The sequence below is a fragment of the Shewanella sp. HL-SH5 genome (assembly GCF_051163755.1).
In the GTDB taxonomy this organism is placed as follows: Bacteria; Pseudomonadota; Gammaproteobacteria; order Enterobacterales; family Shewanellaceae; genus Shewanella; species Shewanella glacialimarina.
This window is the reverse complement of record NZ_CP195038.1, coordinates 3,434,846-3,456,347: the sequence shown is the minus strand read 5'-3', so window position 1 is coordinate 3,456,347 and position 21,502 is coordinate 3,434,846. Positions and strand designations below refer to the sequence as shown.

Sequence of the window (21,502 nt, the reverse complement as noted above, 5' to 3'; positions counted from 1 at the left end):
TCTTGGCTTAAATCAAGCTGAAGCTTATCTTAACGCGTACCGTAAACCACTATCGTTTTACCGTGTGCTTGAATTAGATTTTGCTCTTCAAGCATTTTCAAAATACGCCCAACGGTTTCACGTGAACAACCTACAATTTGACCAATCTCTTGACGAGTAATCTTAATTTGCATGCCATCAGGGTGAGTCATTGCATCTGGCAGTTTGGCAAGATGTAATAATGTTTGCGCAATACGACCAGCCACATCCAAGAAGGCTAGATCACCTACTTTTTGGCTAGTACTTTGTAAGCGCAACGCCATTTGTGCTGATAGTTTCATCAGAATTTCAGGGTTTACTTGAATCAATTGCTTGAATTTCTTGTAAGAGATTTCGGCAATTTCACATGCTTGTTTAGCACGGACCCATGCGGTACGTTCGGCTTGTTCTTCAAACAGACCTAGCTCGCCGATAAAGTCACCTTGGTTAAGATAAGAAAGGATCATTTCTTTGCCTTCTTCATCTTTAATCAATACGGCAACCGCACCTTTAACGATATAGTATAAAGTATCAGAATCTTCGCCAGCATGAATTAGCGTGCTTTTAGCTGGATATTTATGAATGTGACAATGTGACAGAAACCATTCCAAAGTTGGATCCGGTTTTGGCTTACCAATCAGAGCCATATTGATGTTCCTCGATTGATTGAAAAATAAGTAATCTCTAATTAAGTACTTTACGCTATTTAAATAGATAAAACTTTGATGGAGATCTAGTTTAACGACTCGGCATTTTATATTAACTTTTTACAATGTAGGTTTATTTGATCAAATTTGGGAGTTAAGTCAATAAAACTGCCAGATTCTAACCTAAGTCACAATTGTTTTTTAGCGCCGCTAAACTATTTAGTATGATTAACGTTTATTCATGAGTAAGAGTATCGTTAGTTGTGGTGAATATTCTATTATGGTTTATTGTAATGCCAACTTAAGTTGGTTTATGTTTATGATGTTATTGCTGTGGTTTATGAGGTGGATGTGAAGAAGTTATTCCAGATTAGTGTGGGCTGTATTATTTTTTGCTGTTTATTATTGTCTAAGGTACAGGCATTTTCACAGCCGCAAACTATGCAGTCGAACGAGCAATCAAGAGTGGTGCATATTCAATTAAAAGCCGCTCAAGGTGATGCAGATGCCCAATTTTTACTAGGACTGATGTATTTATCTGGACGATTTGTTGATAAAAATATTACAGAAGGTTTTATGTGGGTTGAGCTAGCGGCAAATCAACAGCATATTAAGGCGCAACAGACTATTGCTGATTTAGCGTTTGAAGGTAAATTAATTCCCCGTAATTTACTTAAAGCTGAAAAATGGTACTTAGACATGAGCCAGCAAGGTGATAAGTGGGCGCATTTTCGGTTAGGTTTTATTTATTCTGCTGGTGGTGATGGCGTAGAGCGCAATTGTGGTAAAGCGCTAACTCAGTTTGGTGCCGCCGGTGATGATGTCTCTTTAGGCAATATCGCCTGGATTTTGGCAACATGTCCTGAGCCTGAATATCGTGATGGCTCAAAAGCGGTGAGTTTGTCACTTAAGCTGCTTGAAACTAATCAAGGCGACCCGACAATTTTGGATAACTTAGCGGCAGGTTATGCTGAATTAGGTGATTTTACTCAGGCCATTAGTGTGCAGAAAAAAGCCATTGATGCATTAAAGTTGTACCCTGAAATAGCTAAAAGTGATGAGTTTTTACAGCGTTTAAAAAGCTATCAAAATAATCAAGCCTACAGAGAAATTATCCCACTTATGGATTAATGTATATCCATAAGTTTGTAGATGCTAATGCTGGAAAAGATATGAATAAGAGGGGATATAATTAAGTTGAGTGTCACATTATAAAATTTTGAATCATAAACAGGCTTTGAGCGCTGACATACTCAAGATGCTAACAGATCGAGATGGGGGGAATTAACATCTGAGCATATCAACTATCGTTCTTTCGCCTGAAGTCCCGATAGTTGTAGCCTAATCTATCTAGCTTAATGCAAACTTAAGTGTCTATTAATTCAGTATGTTTTGAATTATTTGCAGGAATGATATGTTAAATTAATCTAACTTTTGTAACTCTAAGCGTTTATCCATCAAATCACGAATTAACGGTGTTAAAATTAGCTCCATCGCTAGAGACATTTTGCCACCAGGTACCACCAAAGTGTTGACCCTAGACATAAATGCGCCCTGTATCATGTTCAAGTAATAGGGGAAGTCGACATTATTCATACCGCGAAAGCGAATAACCACAAAGCTTTCATCTAAACTTGGAATATCTTTTGCGCTGAATGGATTAGAGGTATCAACCGTAGGCACGCGTTGGAAGTTAATATGAGTACGAGAAAACTGTGGCGTCATGTGGTTGATGTAATCATCCATACTGCGCACGATTGACCCCATGACTTTTTCACGACTATGGCCACGGTCATTGGTATCGCGAATAATTTTTTGAATCCACTCTAGGTTAACAATAGGTACCATGCCGATCAGTAAGTCGACATGTTTAGCCACATCGGCATCATCAGTGACCACTCCGCCATGTAAACCTTCGTAATACAACATATCAGTTTTAGGGGGTAAGTCTCGCCACTGAGTAAATGTACCGGGCATTTGGTTAAAGGGCACTGCTTCATCAAATGTATGTAAATAGCTGCGGGTTTTACCCATACCTTTAGTGCCATAACTTTCGAAGCACTCTTCGAGTTTGATGAAGTTATTGGCTTCTGGGCCAAAATAACTGATGTTACGATTTTCAGCTTGAGATTTACGGATTAACACTTCCATCTCAGCACGGGTAAAATTATGAAAGCTGTCACCCTCTACAAAGGCGGCATTAATTCCCAATTGACGAAAAATATGGGTAAAAGCCGTTGTAGTCGTTGTTGTGCCGGCACCAGATGAGCCCGTCACAGCAATAATAGGATGTTTAGCTGACATTGTTCCTGCCTAGAAATTATCACGTTGAACATGGGGTAACAAAGCGAAATGCTTAGGCTTTGTAATCGTTGGACTAACATTTATACGGTAGTTAAGACCTTCTGGTCAATGCTCACAGGCTTTATTATTTTGAGAGAATAATATTTTTGATATGACGAATGGCTACCGACTCATCCTCTTCACTGTATTCAACCACCAACTCACCTTGCTTTAAAGCCTGCTTACATTGCTTAATCATATTTAAAAGTTGTTGGCTATCGAGTTCACTAAAACTGCCATCTTCTACCTGAGTGAACAAGTACTCTTTGATTAAATTGTTTAGAGTATCACCTTCTAAACCGTGTAATGCGCTGTAGGGAATAATCATGCAGTATTACCTTTGCTACTGGATACTTGTGGATCTGCAAGCAAAAAATCAATGATGCGGTTTTCAAGATAAAACTTAGGCTTCCAAGGCCAACCGCCATCGATAAAGCCGACATGACCACCGGATAAATGCAGCTCGTAGTGTATCGCTGCTGACAGCTCATCTTGTGTGGGAATAACCGCTTCAGTCATAAAGGGATCATCTTTAGCGTGAATGATAAGTGTGGGGTTACTAATGTGTTTTAGTAAGTTCAGCGCACTTGAACGGGAATAATAATCATCAACACCGGCAAAACCATGCAAAGGTGCGGTAACTTTGTCATCAAATTGATAAAATGTACTCAGCTGCTGTAGTTCAGCCTTATTCAAAGGCATTTGTGCGACTAAGTTATGATTATCGAGTTTCTCGAGCATTTTTTCCTGTAAACGCTTAATCAAATGTGATTGATAAACTTTTGAAAAGCCACTCTCTAATTTTTTAGCGCAAGCACTGAGGGTTAGCGGTGCTGAAACGATAACCGCCCGATCGAGTAAACTTTGATTTCGCTTACTGCCTTGGTATTTGGCTAACACATTGCCGCCCAAGCTATAACCTACGGCATATAAAGCCGAATCAGGATAATAGGTTTTAAGTTGTTTCAGAGTGAAAGCTAGGTCATCAAAGTCACCACTGTGATAACTTCTTGCCAAGCGATTCGGTTCGCCAGAACAGCCGCGATGATGGTGGACTACTGAGCATAATTTAGCTTTATTTGCTTCTACTAGTATTCTACGAACATAGTGTGACTCTGTGCTACCTTCTAACCCATGGGCAATCACGAGAATAGGGTCACCATTTTGTGGCTGACCTAACCAGTCTAAATCAATAAAATCGCCATCAGGAAGCTCTTGTCTTTGGCGAAAGGTGTCTGGTTTGGCCACTTTGAACATGAAGGGCAAAATAGTCTGTATATGTGGGTTAGCGGCCCACCAGGGTGGAGTAAAAGGGTTTTTTATCGACATGAGTCATTCAACGAGTGTTTGTGAAAGTTTAAACGTGTGTTTAAATATGATTAGTGTCACTGTAACACAGATAAAATTATCACAACAAAAATAATAGGGGGAAGAAAATGAAACGTCGTACCTTTCTTACCGGTGCTTTTGCTGGTACTGCTGTACTCGCTTTAGGCATTAATTTATACCCATCAGACCCTATTGCTATTGGTGGTGATACTCAGTATCGGGTGTTATTCAGTGTGCTTATTCCTGTGCTGTTAGATGGTGCTTTACCGGAAGTCGCCAGCCAAAGAAAATTGGCTATTGATACGACTATTGATGCTATTCAGGCTTCTATTGAGGTGCTGCCGACAGAGCAGCAAGCTGAGTTAAGAGAGCTGTTAGCGTTGCTTGAAAGCCGTTTAGGCCTGTTAATATTGACTGGCAGCATGACGCCATTAATGATGCGTTCGCCAGTCGACTTAACCAATATGCTTGAAGCATGGCGCTTCCATTACTTAGACATGGTACAGACAGCCTATCTTGGATTACGCGAATTAATTTTAGCCAGTTACTATGCTACCCCAGCTCATTGGGGAAAACTAGGTTATGCAAAGCCCACTTTTTTGCTTAATGCCTAATTAACCTAGCTTTTTTCCAAAGGAGATACTTGAATTGGCTATTATTGATCCTATTACCACAGGTTTAGATTCAGGTTGGCAGCACATTGATGCCAGCACTTTGCAGCAAAATCGTCATTTTGAAGCCGATGTTATTATTGTCGGAACCGGCGCTGGTGGTGGAACTGCCGCTGAAGTACTCACTGAGGCAGGCTTAACGGTTATAATGATTGAAGGTGGTCCGCTTAAATCTTCTAAAGACTTTGATATGGAAGAGCGCCACGCATATCCTAACTTATATCAACAAGCCGCTGCGATGAAAACAGCGGATAAAGGCATCGGCATATTTCAAGGCCGAGCAGTAGGTGGCTCAACAACTATTAACTGGACAACTTCAATTCGCACACCGAAACAAACACTCGATTTTTGGGCATCGGAGCGTTCAGTTATCAACACCTCAGCAGAAGAGATGTTACCGTGGTTTGAAAAAATGGAACAACGGCTGAATATTACCGAGTGGCAGCATGAACCTAATCGTAATAATGGGGTGCTGCGCGAAGGCTGCGAGAAACTTGGCTGGGAACATACGGTTATTAAACGAAATGTAACTGGGTGTTGGAATACGGGGTATTGCGGCATGGGCTGCCCGGTTAACGCCAAGCAATCTATGCTAGTGACCACCATTCCTGCGGCATTAAATAAAGGTGCGACCTTAATTTCACGCGCTAAAGTGACTAAACTTGAGCACAGTGGCGATAAAGTTAATGGGTTAACGGCAACGGCATTAAACGAAGGCTTAAAGCCCAGCGGTGTTGAGTTAACCTTCAGTGCTAAGCACTATATTTTAAGTGCTGGCGCAATCCATACCCCGACCATTTTAATGCGCTCTAATGTGCCTGACCCACATAAGTTATTGGGCAAAACCTTCCTTCACCCTTCATTACTTTCTGGCGGATTGTTTGATGAGCAAATTAATGGCCATAGCGGTGCACCCCAGTCTATCTATTCAGATCAGTTTGTTTGGCGAGATGGTGCTGCGGGAGACTTAGGTTATAAGCTAGAAGTTGCGCCTATTCACCCTGTGTTGATCGCCTCTAAAACCATTGGTTTTGGTCAAAGTCATGCGCAATTGATGGCTAACTTCAACAAAATGCAGGTGATGATTGCTTTGATTCGCGATGGATTCAATGAGCAGTGTATGGGAGGGCAGGTGCGTTTGACCGATAATGGTTTTGCATTAGATTACCCGTTATCAAATGATTTTTGGGCCGCTGCTAGAAAGGCTTTTTTATCCATGGCGGAGCTCCAATTTGCCGCAGGGGCAAAAAAAGTATTGCCGATGAATGATGGATTAGACTTCTTAACCTCCTGGAAGCAAGCGCAGGAAGTGATTGGTTCAATGGACTTACGTTTGCTCAAAACTATTGTTGCCTCTGCGCACGTGATGGGCGGCTGCCCAATGGGAGAGGACACCACAAAAGCGATGGTGGATAGTTTTGGGCAATCGCATTATTTTACTAATTTGTCTGTGTTTGATGGCTCAATGTTCCAAACCAGTTTAGGGGCTAATCCGCAGTTATCTATTTATGGCATAGTGGCCAGAAATGCTACTATGTTGGCTGAAAAGTTGAAAGCCAGTTAACGGTTATGGCTAGTATATAAACCGACACAAGCTGTTTGTTTTACTACTAATGTTTTACTGCTAACTCGGAAGATGTGACAGTGTTAGACCAAATAGGCTTAAATAGTGGTAGCTGTTTTGGTTAGCTGAAATAAGTGTGCCATTGATAGTGGTATTGATAGTGGAATTGATCTGAGCATCTTTACCCGTTTTGTTAGATGCTATTGAATCAGCATGAATGAGATTGATACGTTGTAGCAACATTTTTTGGGATTTGTGCTCTAACATCAATTCAACCTGTAACATTTTTTGATATTCATCTGTGGTCAAATGCGCTTTAGCCAACCGCCGCAACTGGCGGTAAGGTTTTAATACGCCAGCTTCCCACGGCTCTATTAAACGGGATAATTGTTGCCAATCATTAATACCAAGCGGATAAGATTGCTGATCTAGCTGCTGTGCTAGTAGTAGGAGATTGACATTCACCTGGTAATTGTCTTGTAGCGCAATATAAGCCTGTGGGTCACACAGGTACTTTTGCTCGCATTGTTGCCAGATGTCATTAGGAAATATTGTCATCGAAGGTTGCCCGTCAGCCATATATCAATCTCTGAATATTCTGTTAACAATTAGCATCGCGCATTGAATACTGTGAAATGGTACACAATGCGCATAAGCTGTTAAGATTCTTTAACCCATTAATCAGCTTTGAATGACAGCTCTATTGCTTCAATTTGCTCTTGTATTTCTAACCAAGCCATTTCACTTTCATCCATCGCCTGAGTCAATTTAGTGCGCTCATTGAGCACCTGCGTCATTTTGGCTTTGTTTTCAGCTTCATACAGGCTTCCATCGGCTAATGTTACTTCAAGCTCTGCTAAACGGTCAGTAAATTTTTGCTGTTCAGTTTCTAGTTTTGTTTGCTGTTTTCTTAACGGTGATACCTTTTGACGTAATTCTGCTTCAATTCTTTTTAGCTGTTTTTTGTCAATCTGTGGTGTATCAGTATTGGTGTTTTCTGACTTTTGATTAGCTTGGGCTGCTTTTGCTGCATCTAATAACCATTGATGATAATCATCTAGATCACCATCGAAAGGCTTCACCACACCCTGGTCAACAAGGTAGTAATCACTGCAGCTGAGGCGTAATAAGTGACGGTCATGCGATACGATAACCATTGCCCCTTCAAAGGTTTGCAGTGCCATGGTTAAGGCATGGCGCATCTCTAAATCAAGGTGGTTGGTGGGTTCATCTAATAGCAGCAGGTTAGGACGCTGCCATACTAGTAATGCCAGTACTAAGCGGGCCTTTTCACCACCGGAAAAAGGTCTTACAGGTGATAAAGCCATATCACCATTAAACCCAAATCCACCTAAAAAGTTACGTAATTCTTGTTCGCGAACACTCGGCGCAGCTAAGCGAGAAAGATGTTGCAGCGGTGTATCATCTAATTGTAAAAATTCAATTTGGTGTTGAGCAAAGTAGCCAATGTTAAGGCCTGGATTGGGTTCATACTTGCCTGATAACGCTTGAAGCTGACCAGAAAGTAACTTAATTAGGGTTGATTTACCGGCACCATTACGGCCCAACAAACCAATTCGAGCACCAGGCACCAAGTTGAGTTGTACCTTACTTAAAATCGTTTTATCACCATAACCCACAGCAACCTGTTCCATTTTTATCAATGGATTCGGCAGGGCTTCGGGTTCACGGAACGCCATTTGAAATGGATTGTCAGCTTGGGATGGCAGAAGCTCAGCCATGCGCTCTAACGCTTTGAGGCGGCTTTGAGCTTGCTTGGCTTTACTGGCTTTATAGCGAAAACGGTCAACAAAAGACTGCATATGTGCACGTTCTTTTTGTTGACGTTCAAAGGCTACTTGCTGCTGTGATAAACGTTCAGCTCGTACATGCTCAAATGCGCTGTAGCCGCCTTTATAGAAATTTAGTTTGTGATGTTCAACATGAATAATTTCATCCACGATGGCATCAATAAAGTCGCGGTCATGGGAAATCAAAATCAAGGTGCCTTGATAAGACTTAATCCAACCTTCTAACCAATACATGGTATCTAAATCTAAGTGGTTGGTAGGTTCATCGAGTAATAATAAGTCTGAGCGGCATAATAGCGCTTGCGCAAGGTTTAAACGCATCCGCCAGCCACCTGAGAAGCTTTTAACTGGGTTGGTTTGTTCCGCATCGCCAAAACCTAAACCGGCTAATAGTGCACCCGCTCGTGCGCGGATAGCGTAGCCTCCAATGGCATCAATTTTACCGTGAATAAGGGCGATAGCATTGCCATCATTTTCATCTTGCGCGGTGATGAGTTGAGCTTCAAGCTGGCGGAACTCAGTATCGCCATCTAAAACATATTCTAATGCAGATACATCAAGCGCCGGGGTTTCTTGGGCTACAGAGGATATTTGCCAATTTGCGGGTAGTGAGAACTCGCCTTTATCTAGGTGTAAATGACCTAAAATCAATGCCAATAATGACGTTTTTCCGGTACCATTTGCGCCGACTAAACCTACTTTGTGACCAGGGTAAATCGTCACAGAGGTTTCGTCGAGTAAGGTTTTACTGCCTCGAATTAATTGTGCTTGGCTAATACTGATCATGAACGCAACTTGAAGCTGTAAAATAAAGTGGGTGGATAATACCGTATTCGCGATTTATTTCCCACAATGACAGGACGAATACGACGCTTCCATGGCAAAATAGCCACTGTGATCTAATTAACCCGAATTGAGAGTGTCTGATGACAAAAATAAAAAAACGTTTTGTAGCGGGTGCTAAATGCCCTAAATGTGGCGCGAAAGACAGTATTTTATTATTTAAAGAAAATAACATTGAAACGATTGAGTGCACCGATTGTGACTATCGTGAGCAGCAAACTGATATCGAAGTGCCTAAAAAATCAACCGGTAATATGATCGGAGTATTTAAGCCTGAGTAAGGATAAAGAGTGTTTTATTATATTGTGAGGATGGGGCTAATACGTTTTTGCCCCCTAATGCCAGTCATACATTAGGGGAGATTAACGCATCGTTTATGTTAGGCTTATTAGCAATAAACGCCTTGCGACAAACATAAAGAGTTTTGCCTAAATACCGCAAGGTCATTATTAATGAACTAACGGATGGAACGAAAATCTATAGATTTGATTTATGTTTAACAGGCAGATGACAATACAGATCTTACTGACTCATTAACTCATCTGGTGACGCTTCAGCTTCAATTTTTGATTTATGCTGATTTAATACTTTAATCACATTGTTATTACTGAGTATGAGTTCATCGAAGCGTTGGTTAATCTCTTGTAATTCTAACCCATAGCTAGGGTCATCTTTGGCTTTAGTTTGCCAAAAACGTTTACGATCTAATTTTTGCACTTCACTTGCTCGCAGAATTTCAAAGTAGCTATTTTCCTGCTTAAGACGATAGATCTCTCCCTCAAGTAATTGGAGTAATTTTTCTTTTGAAATGGTTTGCTTGTTCAGGAGTGCTTTGAGGGGATCAATTTTGATTTCACGTTTATCTGAGTCGATTTCAGTAGTGATACCGTTTTCGTATTCAATTTTATGTTGGCGGAATGCTTCCGGACAAACGCTATGGCTGAATACGACTTTGTCATCTTTCATACATTTATAGATGGCATTAGTGTTCCCCTGCACCATAAAAGGACTGAGTAAAAGCACCAATAAATATATAGTTCTTGCCATGCGGCCACATATCCTTCTGTAAATCCATCATATACCGTTAGTTAGTATAGAACCATCGCAGCTTTATCACATAAATATGTTAGATAAATTTATGTTAAATAAACATCGCAAGTGTAACGATAAAACCAGTTTATTGACAATTGATTTTTTTTTGACGCATGTAATATCTACTACAGAAGTGTTTTTTACTATTTATGCCGCTCAAAATCACTCCTTTACTTAGCGAAAAATGGCCAAGAAAGGTGTGATAGTGTTTTTCTAGGGCTTAATATGAGCTTGCTAGCGGGTGTTCGGTTTGAGTCAGAAGTGCTAATTTTTATTCAGTATCAAGAACACGAGTAATCGTCGTTATCGATCAAATGTTAAGTTATCGATAAGACGCGCTTTGCCTAAATATGCTGCCGCGACAATGACTAAACTGTTATCTTCAGCGGTAACGGGTTGCAAATTGTTGCTGTTGCGGACTTCAAGATAATCTGGCGTAAAGCCCGCTTCAATAAGTGATGCAGTGGCGTGTTGGCTGGCCTCGATAATACTTTCACCTTGCTGAATACTTAGTGCCATTTGATCTAATGCTTGTTTAAGTGCAGCGGCATTAATTTTTTCTTCAGCGGTTAAATAACCATTACGTGAGCTCATCGCTAAACCTGATGGCTCACGAATTGTTTCCACACCAATAATATTAATGGGTAGTGACAGGTCAGCGACCATGGTTTTAATGACTAACAATTGTTGAAAGTCTTTATTACCAAAAAAGGCCATGTCTGGCTGAACTATGTTAAATAACTTATTCACGACAGTGGCAACGCCACGGAAATGGCCTGGACGACTTGCGCCGCAAAGCTCATCACCGATTTCTGGTACTTCTATAAAAGTTTGTTTATCTAAGCCTTTAGGATAAATAGTCTCTGGTGTTGGAGTAAATAATAACGCAGCACCAGCGTCAACTAAGGCTTGTTTATCTGCCGCTAAGGTGCGTGGATAAGCGCCTAAGTCTTCATTTTTACCAAATTGAAGTGGGTTAACAAAAATAGACACAACAACATGGTCAGCTTGTTTCAGTGCTCGATTAACAAGGGTAATATGACCCTGGTGTAAATTACCCATGGTTGGGACAAATGCAACTGTTTCGCCTTTAATGCGCCAAGCATTAACTTGATCGCGAATGTCAGAGATGGCGGCAGTGGTGATCATGATGAATTAAACCTGCGAAATAATTAGTTAAAGATGTGTTCTTCAGCTGGGAATGAACCGTCAGCCACTTCGTCAATATAAGCGCGAATTGCGCTGCGGATTTCACCCGTTTGTTTAAGATAGTTTTTGGAAAAGCGAGGAATGTAACCACTCGATATGCCTAAAACATCATGCATTACTAAGATTTGACCGTCAGTATCTGCTCCAGCGCCAATACCAATAACTGGAATTGAAAGTGCCTCAGTGATTGTTTTAGCTAAAGTTGCCGGAATACATTCAAGGACTAATAATTGAGCACCAGCTGCCTGTAAAGCTTTGGCTTCATCTAAAATACGTTGGGCATTATCTGCATCGCGTCCTTGTACTTTGAAACCACCAAATACATGAACCGATTGAGGTGTTAATCCTAAATGAGCACAAACAGGAATGCCGCGTTCAGTGAGCATTTTAACACTATCAAGTAACCAGTGACCGCCTTCAACTTTGACCATGTTAGCGCCGGCCTGCATTAATATGGCAGCATTTTGCATGGTTTGTTCTGCGGTTGAATAGCTCATAAAAGGCATGTCAGCGATCAGTAAAGCACGGTTTATGCCGCGACGTACGCAGGCTGTGTGATAGGCAATATCAGCAACGGTAACAGGTAAGGTGTCATCATGACCCTGTAACACCATTCCCATAGAGTCACCCACTAATAAAACATCAATCCCTTCGCTGTCAAAGGCACCTGCAAAACTGGCATCATATGCGGTTAGTGCAGTGAATTTTTTACCTTCTTTTTTGAACTTCAATAGGGTAGAACTAGTGACTTTTGACATAGTGGACTCTTAATACAATTCAAATTTATACGCTGTGGAGCATATACTCTAAAGTGGTGAAATCAACTTTTATTCGGTATTTTGTGCAAAGACTGCTGCATTTCTGGTGTCAGTAACGATTTAAGTGCCTGATGACAGGGCAAGATTAAGTCTTCAGCAATTTCAGCCAGCGGGATTAACACAAAGCTGCGCTCTTTCATACCGTAATGCGGGACCTGTAATCTTGGTATATCAATGATGTGTAATCCATATAATAATAGGTCAAGATCTAAGGTTCTTGGCCCCCAACGTTCATTACGCACCCGGCCTTGTTGTTGTTCAATATCTTGCAGGCTATTGAGTAATTCAATCGGTTCAAGGTGAGTATTAAAGCAGGCTACCGCATTAACATAATCAGGCTGAACAACATCACCCATGGGCGTTGAGCGATAATAACACGACACTGTAACATCACCATTGACAGCAATCTTTTTTAACGCGGCAACAGCTTGGTTTAGCTGTTGCTCTGGCTCTGCAAGATTAGCTCCTAATGCGACATAAACTAAAGTCATTATTCTGCAGCTGAGTCCGATTTAGCAGCAGGTTTGCGCTTTCTTTTACGCTGTGCTGTATTGCGATTACGGTTTGAGCTTGTTTTGCCTGAGCCTTTAGCAATATCACTACGTTGTGTTTCATCAGCTTCAACAAATGATTTCCACCAGGTAGCTTGTTTGGCCACACTGCCACCTTCAGCTTCACCGCGAAGTAATAATAAATCATATGCTGCACGGAATTTAGGGTGCTCTAATAATTTAAATGCCCGTGAACCTTGGCTACGCTCAAATCTAAGCTGTAATTGCCAAATATCTTTTGCAGGCGTACTGAAACGGCGTGGAATGCTAATCGTGCGGCATTGTTCTTCCATCACATCACCCATAGCTGCCACTTGCGCATCATACAATGTCAAACCACTTTCAAGTGCGATATCATCAGCTCGTTGCTTTAGCGGATACCAGAGTATTGCCGCATAAAAGAATGCTGGCGTAACCGGTTTATCTTGATTAACTCGATCGTCAGTGCTGCGCATAACAGTATTGAGCATTTTAGCCGCATAGCCCTTAGGGTCATCAGTGATAATGCCATGTATTTGTGGGAATAGCGGGCCAAATAAATCGAACTCTCGCATCATTTGATAATTAGCTTGAGCTTTACCTGCAAAGAAAAGCTTTAACACTTCTTCGTACATACGGGCAGCTGGAATATCGGCTAATAGTGGCGCTAATAATTTAATCGGGGCGGCAGAAATAGGATCGATTTCCATCGATAATTTTGTGGCAAATCTTACCGCGCGTAACATCCGAACAGGGTCTTCACGATAACGGGTTTCAGGATCACCTATTAGCTTGATTTTACGGGCGTGTAAGTCTTCAATGCCACCGCCATAACTGCGGATAGAAAAGTCACTAATATCATAATATAAGGCGTTAACCGTAAAGTCGCGACGCTCAGCATCCTCATCAATTTCACCGTATACGTTGTCACGTAACAGACGACCTTCGGCATTTGATTTTGAAATGGTGTCGCTGTTTTCGCCATGATGTCCACGAAATGTTGCTACTTCAATGACATCACGTCCAAAAACAATATGTGCTAAGCGAAAACGACGTCCGACTAAGCGGCAATTACGGAATAATTTTTTGATTTCATCTGGAGTGGCATTAGTCACAACGTCAAAGTCTTTAGGCTCAAGCCCTAATAGAATATCGCGCACTCCGCCACCGACTAAATAGGCTTTAAAACCTGATTTGTGCAGTCGATAAAGCACTTTTAATGCATTTTCGCTGATCTGGCGGCGCGAAATATCGTGGCTATCACGTGAAATGATATCCAAACGTAGGCCGTTTTGTTCTTCTAACGGCTGGTCGAGCTCGGGCGCTGCTTTATTATCAAATAAATTCTTGCAGAACTGACTAATACGGCGAAAAATAATACACCTCGTTGACACTAAATTAATTGATTAAAAATCTGGCGGGTATGATATACCAATTGTGCGCGAATGAGTAGATAACTGTGTGATAAGTGATGTTGACAAATTTCCAACAGTTGTTTAGTGCTAATCTACCGCGCCAGCTGGTTTTGCTAAGATAATTTCACTGTGTTTTGGCACATTGGCTAAGGAAAACTGCGCTACTGCTTGAGCGAGCATTTTATCTACATGGTCGATATCAACTGTAGGTTGACCTAAAAAGTCTAGGGCGGCATTCAGGCTTTGTTGTGGAGCTTGTATATTGATTGCTTGCGCATGGTTTTGCTTGGAAAGTTTAAATCCTGGTTTTGCACAAGCGAGTGGTAGGTGCAACCAATTAGGTGTTGGTAAATCTAATAGGTGAAATAAGCTGATTTGTCGACAACTGGCTTCTAATAAATCGCTGCCTCTGACGACTTCAGTTATTCCCTGAAAAGCATCATCAATGACGACGGCAAGTTGATATGCAAAAAGGCCATCACTGCGTTTGATAATGAAGTCTTCACCCGCAAAACCACTTTCAACATTAATGTGGCCGCGATTGATATCATCAAAAAAACTGACTTTAGCGCTATTACGAATACGGATAGCACCGGTAGTGTGTGCATTGACGATAGTGGCTAAACCACAGCGGCTATCGTAAACGCCTCCCATAGTTTGAATCATTTTACGGGAGCATTGGCAATAATATGCTTGGTTTTGAGCAACAAGTTTCTCTATGGTGTTTTGATAGACTTGAGTTCGCTGACTTTGATACAACACTGTGCCATGCCAATGTAGGCCATAGGCATCAAGCGTTCGCAGTATGTTATCACTGGCACCGTTAACTTCCCGCGGAGGATCGATATCTTCCATTCTGACTAACCATTGGCCATTTAAACTGTGGGCACGTAAATAGCTACCGAGTGCGGCAATTAATGATCCAAAATGAAGGGAGCCTGATGGCGATGGCGCAAAGCGTCCGATATATGACATATCTTAAGCCGTTTTGAAGTCAGGACAAATTAAATAGAAAGGGCGAGAGTGATCTCGCCCTAAACGTATTTAACCAGCCATTTGCTTTTCTTTGATTTCTGCTAACGTTTTGCAGTCAATACATTGATCAGCGGTAGGTCTTGCTTCAAGTCTGCGGATACCAATTTCGATACCACATGAGAAACAATAACCAAAATCGTCTTCTTCGATTAATTGTAGTGTTTTCTCAATTTTCTTGATCAACTTACGTTCTCTATCACGAGCACGAAGCTCTAAACTGAACTCTTCTTCTTGAGCTGCGCGGTCAACAGGATCTGGAAAATTTGCAGCTTCATCTTGCATATGAGTCAGTGTACGGTCAACTTCTTCACGCAATTGGTTACGCCATGCTTCGAGTATCACTTTAAAGTGACGACGTTGCGTGGGATTCATATATTCTTCACCAGCTTTTTCCTGGTAAGGATCTACACCTGCGATAGCGAGTACGCCAAGTTTCTTAGTGCCTTCAGGCATAACGCATCTCCTGTAATCGTTTGCGTTTAATTGCGGCTTATTTTTTACGGCGCTATCTATACCAGAATCTGTATAGCGTGGCAAATTTTTTACGGTATAAATCTATTTTATTTAATTCATACCATCACTTTGCATGGACCGATAATTCTACTGGCTTGGGGTGACAATAGGGTTTGATATGCCAGTACTTCAACGCCTTGGTTAATCGCTTTATTGAGTAAGTCTGCGTACTGAGGATCGATATGTGCGGCGGGTTTCACTGTTGATATTCCACTGTGCTGCACCACAAACAATAATACGGCACGATGACCCTGTTGTACCATTTCGATTAATTCTCTTAGATGCTTTTGTCCCCGCGTAGTAACGGCATCAGGAAAATAACCTTCACCTTGCTCTAACAAGGTACAACTCTTGATTTCAATATAGCACTTAGGCCGGTCTTTGCGCGTTAAAAGAATGTCGATGCGGCTATTTTCTTCACCGTATTTCACTTCACGCTGTAAAGTGGAGTAACCAGTTAGCTCGGTAATAACGCCACTATTGATAGCTTCCTCGGCAAGTGCATTGGCTCTAGCACTGTTTACGCCGATTAAATGATCTTGATCCGATTGCATTATTTCAAATGTGTGGCGATATTTTCGTTTCGGGTTATCTGATTCAGAGAACCACACACTTTGACCAGGATATAAGCAGTTTTTCATTGAACCGGTATTAGGGCAATGAATGGTAATTTCGCTGCCATCATCTAAAATGATATCGGTCAGAAAACGCTTATAACGTTTAATGAGTCGGCCATGTTGTAGCGGGGGAGTGAAGTCCATATAAATTGATTTCGTGGCAAATAATAGTAACCATACATCATTAGATAAAAGAATGTGACAGCTGATATACTATTGTCAATTTCGTTATTCGGCTGAATACATTATTATTCTATGGTGACGTACCGCGAAAATGCTGCAAACAAGGAATTTATCATGCAATTTATGACTGTCATTTTAACTCAAGAAGCTCCCGCAACTCATTGGGGCAAGTCCGATGTCACTTTTGAAGGCCAAAATAGCTTCATTCATTTAAGTGGGAATGCACCGCTTCGCCAAGTGCAAATGGCTGCCCGTAAAATTCGCAATCAAGGCATTAACCAAGTTCAACTTCAAGGTGAACTATGGACTGTTGATTTACAGTGGGTGTTCGCCCAAGGCTTTGCCACCGCCAAACCTGGCTATGAAGTGGTTTGGTGTGGTGATGACCAACAACAGCAAATACTAACAGATCGTGCGCAGTCCGCTGCGTTTGCCCGTAAGTTAATTAACGATACCCCTGAAGACCTTTCGCCAGTGTCACTGGCTACCCAAGCGGCAAATTGGCTAAAAGATATTGGTGGCGATAAAGTGACCTTTAATATCGTTGAAGGTCAAGACTTGTTAGCTAAAAAATGGGTTGGTATTCATGCGGTTGGCCGTGGCAGTGAGCGTCCACCGGCATTATTAGAATTAGATTTTAATCCGCTTGCGGCAGATGCTCCCGTTGATGTTGCGCTTGTGGGTAAAGGCATCACATTTGACTCTGGCGGTTATAGCTTAAAGTCGTCGGTAGGTATGTTGGCGATGAAGTGCGATATGGGCGGCGCTGCAACTGTGACTGCTGCTTTAGGTTTAGCCATCAAGTCTGGTTTGAACAAACGAGTCAAACTGTATTTATGTTGCGCGGAAAACCTAGTCAGTGGCCGTGCATTTAAATTAGGCGATATTTTAACCTATAAAAATGGCACCACAGTAGAAATTGTTAATACAGATGCAGAAGGCCGTTTGGTATTAGCTGATGGTTTACAGGCTGCTTCAGAGTCAGGCGCTAAATTAATTATCGATGCAGCGACCTTAACCGGCGCTGCAGTTATGGCGGTCAGTAACGAATATAACGCAATATTTTCACCACAAACCGAAACGATAAAAATGGCGCAACAATGTGCAGCCGCAGTGGGTGAAAATGTGTGGCCATTACCGTTAGATCCTTGGCACCGCGACACTTGCCCATCTGCTTACGCTGATACGGCCAATAGTCGTCCAGTTAAAGGTGGCGGCGCAGGTGGAGCATCAAATGCAGCAGGTTTCCTATGGCGCTTTGTAACACCTGAGGCAAACTGGCTGCATATTGATTTGGCGGCGGCGTTTGAGTCTTCTGCAACTGGGTTATTTAGCGCAGGCGCAACAACCCATGGTGTACTGACAGTGGCTGAAATTCTGAAGCGATAACAGCTATCTTAATACCTTAAGCTAAACGGTATTTAAGGTATCAGATAAGTGTTTGAACTCAAGCCATCGAAAGATGGCTTTTTTATCGCTGACAATCAATCGTTTTGTAATGGCCAACTGTGCAATATGTTATATTGCTCGCCTTGTTTGGTTCTAACTGAACGATACAAGTGTAAATATGTTGGAGAGACTGTGATGGGTAACTTATGATCCAGATTAATTAATCTTTGTTGTGCATAATCTAGTCTGTCAGCTTTTTTAAACAAGGTGATATGTGGTCGATAGTGCCATTGGCTTTGGTGAAGACCTAAGTGCAAGCAAACTTGCTGAGCGGCATCAGCCATGTTAAGCAGTATGTCGTCGGCAATCCCCTGGACACATATTATGCCTGGCTGAACCCATAGGCAAAGTGTGTCTAGCGTTAAATGAAATACAGGTTTTATTAGCTTATCTAAAGCATCCAATAGTCTTGGTGTGGATGAATGACTCACTTGGCCAAGAAAAGCTAAAGTAATATGCATATTTGATTGTGTTACGGGTAAAGCTTCGGTATTAATACATGTTGTAAGCTTTTGCTGTATATCAAAAAATTTACACTTATCTGTTTTGTTGACGCTAAATCCAATAAATAATCTTTGTGCAGCTATTGGGTGACTTGATTTCATTATTTATCCCACTATCTTTAGAAACAGATTAATTAGCATAACGGGGTACTGACGAAAACAAGGTTTTCGACTATTGTTAATCTTGACCGTGTTAATCATGATGAAGCTATACGGAAAGTATGTAACATGTGTAAATAGAACAAAATACTTTGGGCAGTCAAGGAAGATGGCATTATGTCTATATGAACAATATATCGGCTATACCCTCTGACCACTGGCTGTAAAGAATATATCTCGCGAACTTTATTATTGAGTTGATTAATGGCTGAAAGCACCCAGAATTTATTGAAACAGGCTTTGACCTATGAGTCTTTAGAAATGGATAGCCCGATGTCAATGTTAATGATTGATAGTGTGCTAGCGCTAATATGCAAACAACTTAGTTGCGATATCGTATTCGCGATTAAAAGTAGTCATAGCAATAACACATTTTCACCCAGCCTTGATATCGTCGACACTTCAATATACAAGGTTGCTAGTCATTTTACCAAACACTTCCCACAGCAAAACTTCTTAACTCAAGCGATTGAACAAAACAAAGACTTGATTGATCTGGTACTCAATTTATCAAAGCCACTACATATTGATCAGCAACATTCTTCGGCTACAACAGAACAAGATCAATACATTTGTCAATTTTTTGCACAGTCTATTGATAAAAACTTAGCCATATCACATTTAGAAATAACTCCAGCGGCCAGTGTGGGTAATGTCAATGTGGTGCTTATTGCAATGTCATTACAACAAACCACGGTAACAATTGAGTCTCAACCACAAAGCTGTGAAAGTTTTTGGCAATCTGTATTAGATGAACACTGCTTTCATTTAGCAGCCGTTTTTGAACTGAAACGATTATCAGTTCTATTGGACAATAAAGAAAAACAATACCAAGAGCTATTCAGCCATTTGCCGATGGCGTGTGCATTAATTGATGTTAAAAATTTAGTGGTGCTGCAAAATCAAGTATCGCAAAACATGCTTAAGTTTGAAATTGGTCAGAGTTTGTTTGATTGCCTTCGAGATGATGATCACGCGCTATTACAAGATACATTGCATATTGTTAGGCAAGGTGTGCTTCGACAAGCTTGGTGTGAGGTGCCACTAAAAATAGGTATGTCAACCCATTGGTATAAAATGAGTTTTTGCCACGCATTAAATTCGCAGCAACAACTATTATTAATGGTTGAAGATGTCACCGAACGTTATCGTTTAGCCGACGAACTGACATTTCACTCTAATCATGATGCGTTAACCGGGTTACCTAACCGGGTGCAATTTGAAGGTATGCTGGATGAGTTACTTGCCAGCGATGAAGCTATTCCAGCTTGCGTGGCCTTTCTTGATTTAGACCAGTTTCAAGTTGTTAATGATTTAAGCGGTCACCAGGCTGGCGATGAATTATTGCAGCAAGTCTCTAAACGCCTTAAGCAGTTGGTACGTAAAGGGGATGTGGTTGCTAGATTAGGCGGTGATGAGTTCGGTATTTTAATGTATCACTCAGATGAAGTGTCTTCTCAACAAGTCGCTAAGCGAATATGCCAACAGCTTTGTGAACATGAGTTTACATGGAAAAAGGTGAAACATAATGTCAGCATGAGTATTGGTATTGCGACATTTGATCCTAAAGCTAAAGATATTTATGAAGTCATGAGTCAGGCCGACGCAGCATGTCGGCTTGCTAAACAAGAAGGTCGGAATCGCTGGCATTACTTTAGTTCAGACGATCCGCAAGTCCATATTCTTTATACTCAAATGGTTGCTTCTGTCGATATTACCGGTGCCTTAGCACTTAATCAGTTTGAGTTGTTTTACCAGTTAATCGAGCCCCTTAATCATAATGAAGTGGGTTTGCATATGGAAATTTTGCTGCGCATGGTGCTAGAGGATGGCAGCTTTGTTTCCCCGGCGATTTTCTTACCTGCGGCAGAACGATATAACTTAGCATCAAGAGTCGATCGTTGGGTCATTGATAATTTACTTAAATGGGGCAGCGAAAACCTCAATATTTGGCGAGAATTATCCATGGTCTCAGTTAACTTGTCAGCCATGTCGCTGGCGGACCAAAAGTTTATGAGCTGGCTTGAAATGCGTTTAATGGTTGAGCCTGAGTTGGTTGATAAACTGTGTTTCGAAATAACTGAAACCGCAGCAGTCAGTCAGTTAGAACAAGTAACCGCATTAATTGATTTGTTGCGTCCGTTAGGCTGTAAACTGGCATTAGATGATTTTGGCTCAGGTTTTTCAAGTTTTGCTTACTTAAAAACCTTGGATGTAGACTTTGTTAAAATTGATGGACAGTTTGTGGTAAACGTGTGTACCGATCGCAGAGATAAAGCCATTGTTTCAGCGATTTGCCAACTCGGTAAAGATATGGATTTCGAAGTGATTGGTGAGTTTGTCGAAACCGCTGAAATCGGCGTAAAACTAAAAACATTGGGTGTTGATTATGCCCAGGGATATGCAATTAATAAACCTTGCCCATTATCCACCCTTAAGTCCGGTATTCGTTCACCTTGGCTGGCGGTTCGTGGACTTGATAATATGATTTACGATATTTAATCCTTTGCGAGTTTGCAATAGTGCACAGGGACAGTAAAATGACGCAATATAAAATATTGATGGCAATATGAATCATGGCTTTAAATTGACTAATGGATTTGACCGTACCCCATTATTGTGAACATATATGTTCGATGTAAGCATAAATAAAAGCACGCATTAAAACATTAACTGTAGCTCCTTAGGCCCCCTTAAATCATTTATACTTTGTTAAATAATTTGACTTCAACTAGCCCTATGGCTGATGTAAC

21 protein-coding genes are annotated in these 21,502 nt (G+C 41.3%); 6 read left to right on the top strand and 15 right to left on the bottom strand.

Features of this window, described 5'->3' with window-relative positions; translation table 11 throughout:
- Positions 1 to 29: 29 nt before the first annotated feature.
- The gene (gene crp / locus ACRWQM_RS15055; RefSeq protein WP_226411181.1) at positions 30 to 665 is read right to left on the bottom strand and encodes a cAMP-activated global transcriptional regulator CRP; all 636 of its coding nucleotides are present in this window, start codon (positions 663 to 665) and stop codon (positions 30 to 32) included.
- Positions 666 to 1,106: 441 nt separating this feature from the next.
- On the opposite strand from crp, the gene ACRWQM_RS15050 reads away from it, so the two are divergent.
- On the top strand, positions 1,107 to 1,796 hold the full coding sequence (locus ACRWQM_RS15050; RefSeq protein ID WP_434928937.1) for a sel1 repeat family protein: 690 nt from the start codon (positions 1,107 to 1,109) through the stop codon (positions 1,794 to 1,796).
- Positions 1,797 to 2,087: 291 nt separating this feature from the next.
- Here the strand turns inward: ACRWQM_RS15050 and ACRWQM_RS15045 are convergent, their stop codons facing one another.
- The 3 genes from ACRWQM_RS15045 to ACRWQM_RS15035 all read right to left on the bottom strand — a co-directional run bounded on the left by ACRWQM_RS15045 (position 2,088) and on the right by ACRWQM_RS15035 (position 4,331).
- The gene (locus tag ACRWQM_RS15045; protein WP_434930510.1) at positions 2,088 to 2,969 is read right to left on the bottom strand and encodes a phosphoribulokinase; all 882 of its coding nucleotides are present in this window, start codon (positions 2,967 to 2,969) and stop codon (positions 2,088 to 2,090) included.
- Positions 2,970 to 3,093: 124 nt separating this feature from the next.
- Complete coding sequence (locus ACRWQM_RS15040; RefSeq protein ID WP_434928272.1) at positions 3,094 to 3,336, bottom strand: YheU family protein; 243 nt, start codon at positions 3,334 to 3,336, stop codon at positions 3,094 to 3,096.
- Positions 3,333 to 4,331 (bottom strand): hydrolase, encoded by a 999-nt coding sequence (locus ACRWQM_RS15035; protein WP_434932042.1) that lies wholly within the window; start codon positions 4,329 to 4,331, stop codon positions 3,333 to 3,335. The genes ACRWQM_RS15040 and ACRWQM_RS15035 overlap by 4 nt, the downstream gene beginning before the upstream one ends.
- A gap of 113 nt (positions 4,332 to 4,444) precedes the next feature.
- Between ACRWQM_RS15035 and ACRWQM_RS15030 the strand changes: the two genes are divergently transcribed.
- The gene (locus ACRWQM_RS15030) at positions 4,445 to 4,951 is read left to right on the top strand and encodes a TAT leader-containing periplasmic protein (RefSeq protein ID WP_434928273.1); all 507 of its coding nucleotides are present in this window, start codon (positions 4,445 to 4,447) and stop codon (positions 4,949 to 4,951) included.
- A gap of 34 nt (positions 4,952 to 4,985) precedes the next feature.
- Positions 4,986 to 6,572 carry a GMC family oxidoreductase N-terminal domain-containing protein gene (locus ACRWQM_RS15025; protein WP_434930509.1) on the top strand — a complete coding sequence of 529 codons (1,587 nt, stop codon included), beginning with the start codon at positions 4,986 to 4,988 and terminating at the stop codon, positions 6,570 to 6,572.
- A 60-nt stretch (positions 6,573 to 6,632) separates the two neighbouring features.
- Here the strand turns inward: ACRWQM_RS15025 and ACRWQM_RS15020 are convergent, their stop codons facing one another.
- Complete coding sequence (locus ACRWQM_RS15020; RefSeq protein ID WP_434930508.1) at positions 6,633 to 7,151, bottom strand: TIGR02444 family protein; 519 nt, start codon at positions 7,149 to 7,151, stop codon at positions 6,633 to 6,635.
- A gap of 98 nt (positions 7,152 to 7,249) precedes the next feature.
- On the bottom strand, positions 7,250 to 9,169 hold the full coding sequence (locus tag ACRWQM_RS15015) for an ABC transporter ATP-binding protein (protein ID WP_434930507.1): 1,920 nt from the start codon (positions 9,167 to 9,169) through the stop codon (positions 7,250 to 7,252).
- Positions 9,170 to 9,309: 140 nt separating this feature from the next.
- Here ACRWQM_RS15015 and ACRWQM_RS15010 point away from each other — a divergent pair, with 140 nt between their 5' ends.
- Positions 9,310 to 9,507, top strand: a complete 198-nt coding sequence (locus tag ACRWQM_RS15010; RefSeq protein ID WP_226411167.1) for a YheV family putative zinc ribbon protein — start codon at positions 9,310 to 9,312, stop codon at positions 9,505 to 9,507.
- 241 nt (positions 9,508 to 9,748) lie between these two features.
- On the opposite strand, the gene ACRWQM_RS15005 is transcribed toward ACRWQM_RS15010, so the two are convergent.
- The 8 genes from ACRWQM_RS15005 to sfsA all read right to left on the bottom strand — a co-directional run bounded on the left by ACRWQM_RS15005 (position 9,749) and on the right by sfsA (position 16,599).
- Entirely contained in the window at positions 9,749 to 10,273 is a 525-nt protein-coding gene (locus ACRWQM_RS15005; RefSeq protein ID WP_434930506.1) for a DUF4124 domain-containing protein, read from the bottom strand.
- Positions 10,274 to 10,621: 348 nt separating this feature from the next.
- A complete protein-coding gene (gene panC, locus ACRWQM_RS15000) occupies positions 10,622 to 11,467 on the bottom strand; it encodes a pantoate--beta-alanine ligase (protein WP_434930505.1) in 846 nt (281 codons plus the stop codon).
- Positions 11,468 to 11,490: 23 nt separating this feature from the next.
- Positions 11,491 to 12,285 (bottom strand): 3-methyl-2-oxobutanoate hydroxymethyltransferase, encoded by a 795-nt coding sequence (panB, locus tag ACRWQM_RS14995; protein ID WP_434930504.1) that lies wholly within the window; start codon positions 12,283 to 12,285, stop codon positions 11,491 to 11,493.
- A gap of 62 nt (positions 12,286 to 12,347) precedes the next feature.
- A complete protein-coding gene (folK, locus tag ACRWQM_RS14990; protein WP_434930503.1) occupies positions 12,348 to 12,836 on the bottom strand; it encodes a 2-amino-4-hydroxy-6-hydroxymethyldihydropteridine diphosphokinase in 489 nt (162 codons plus the stop codon).
- Complete coding sequence (locus tag ACRWQM_RS14985) at positions 12,836 to 14,146, bottom strand: polynucleotide adenylyltransferase PcnB (protein WP_434932041.1); 1,311 nt, start codon at positions 14,144 to 14,146, stop codon at positions 12,836 to 12,838. The genes folK and ACRWQM_RS14985 overlap by 1 nt, the downstream gene beginning before the upstream one ends.
- A 231-nt stretch (positions 14,147 to 14,377) precedes the next feature.
- Entirely contained in the window at positions 14,378 to 15,265 is an 888-nt protein-coding gene (gene gluQRS, locus ACRWQM_RS14980; protein WP_434930502.1) for a tRNA glutamyl-Q(34) synthetase GluQRS, read from the bottom strand.
- Between the two features lie 69 nt (positions 15,266 to 15,334).
- Positions 15,335 to 15,778: an RNA polymerase-binding protein DksA gene (gene dksA, locus ACRWQM_RS14975; protein ID WP_226411155.1), complete on the bottom strand. Its 444-nt coding sequence runs from the start codon at positions 15,776 to 15,778 to the stop codon at positions 15,335 to 15,337.
- A 116-nt stretch (positions 15,779 to 15,894) separates the two neighbouring features.
- A complete protein-coding gene (gene sfsA, locus ACRWQM_RS14970; RefSeq protein WP_434930501.1) occupies positions 15,895 to 16,599 on the bottom strand; it encodes a DNA/RNA nuclease SfsA in 705 nt (234 codons plus the stop codon).
- 153 nt (positions 16,600 to 16,752) lie between these two features.
- Here sfsA and pepB point away from each other — a divergent pair, with 153 nt between their 5' ends.
- Positions 16,753 to 18,027 (top strand): aminopeptidase PepB, encoded by a 1,275-nt coding sequence (gene pepB / locus ACRWQM_RS14965; RefSeq protein ID WP_434930500.1) that lies wholly within the window; start codon positions 16,753 to 16,755, stop codon positions 18,025 to 18,027.
- A 95-nt stretch (positions 18,028 to 18,122) separates the two neighbouring features.
- Here the strand turns inward: pepB and thpR are convergent, their stop codons facing one another.
- Positions 18,123 to 18,692: an RNA 2',3'-cyclic phosphodiesterase gene (gene thpR / locus ACRWQM_RS14960; RefSeq protein ID WP_434930499.1), complete on the bottom strand. Its 570-nt coding sequence runs from the start codon at positions 18,690 to 18,692 to the stop codon at positions 18,123 to 18,125.
- 261 nt (positions 18,693 to 18,953) lie between these two features.
- On the opposite strand from thpR, the gene ACRWQM_RS14955 reads away from it, so the two are divergent.
- Positions 18,954 to 21,251 carry a putative bifunctional diguanylate cyclase/phosphodiesterase gene (locus ACRWQM_RS14955; RefSeq protein ID WP_434930498.1) on the top strand — a complete coding sequence of 766 codons (2,298 nt, stop codon included), beginning with the start codon at positions 18,954 to 18,956 and terminating at the stop codon, positions 21,249 to 21,251.
- The last annotated feature ends 251 nt before the right edge of the window (positions 21,252 to 21,502 follow it).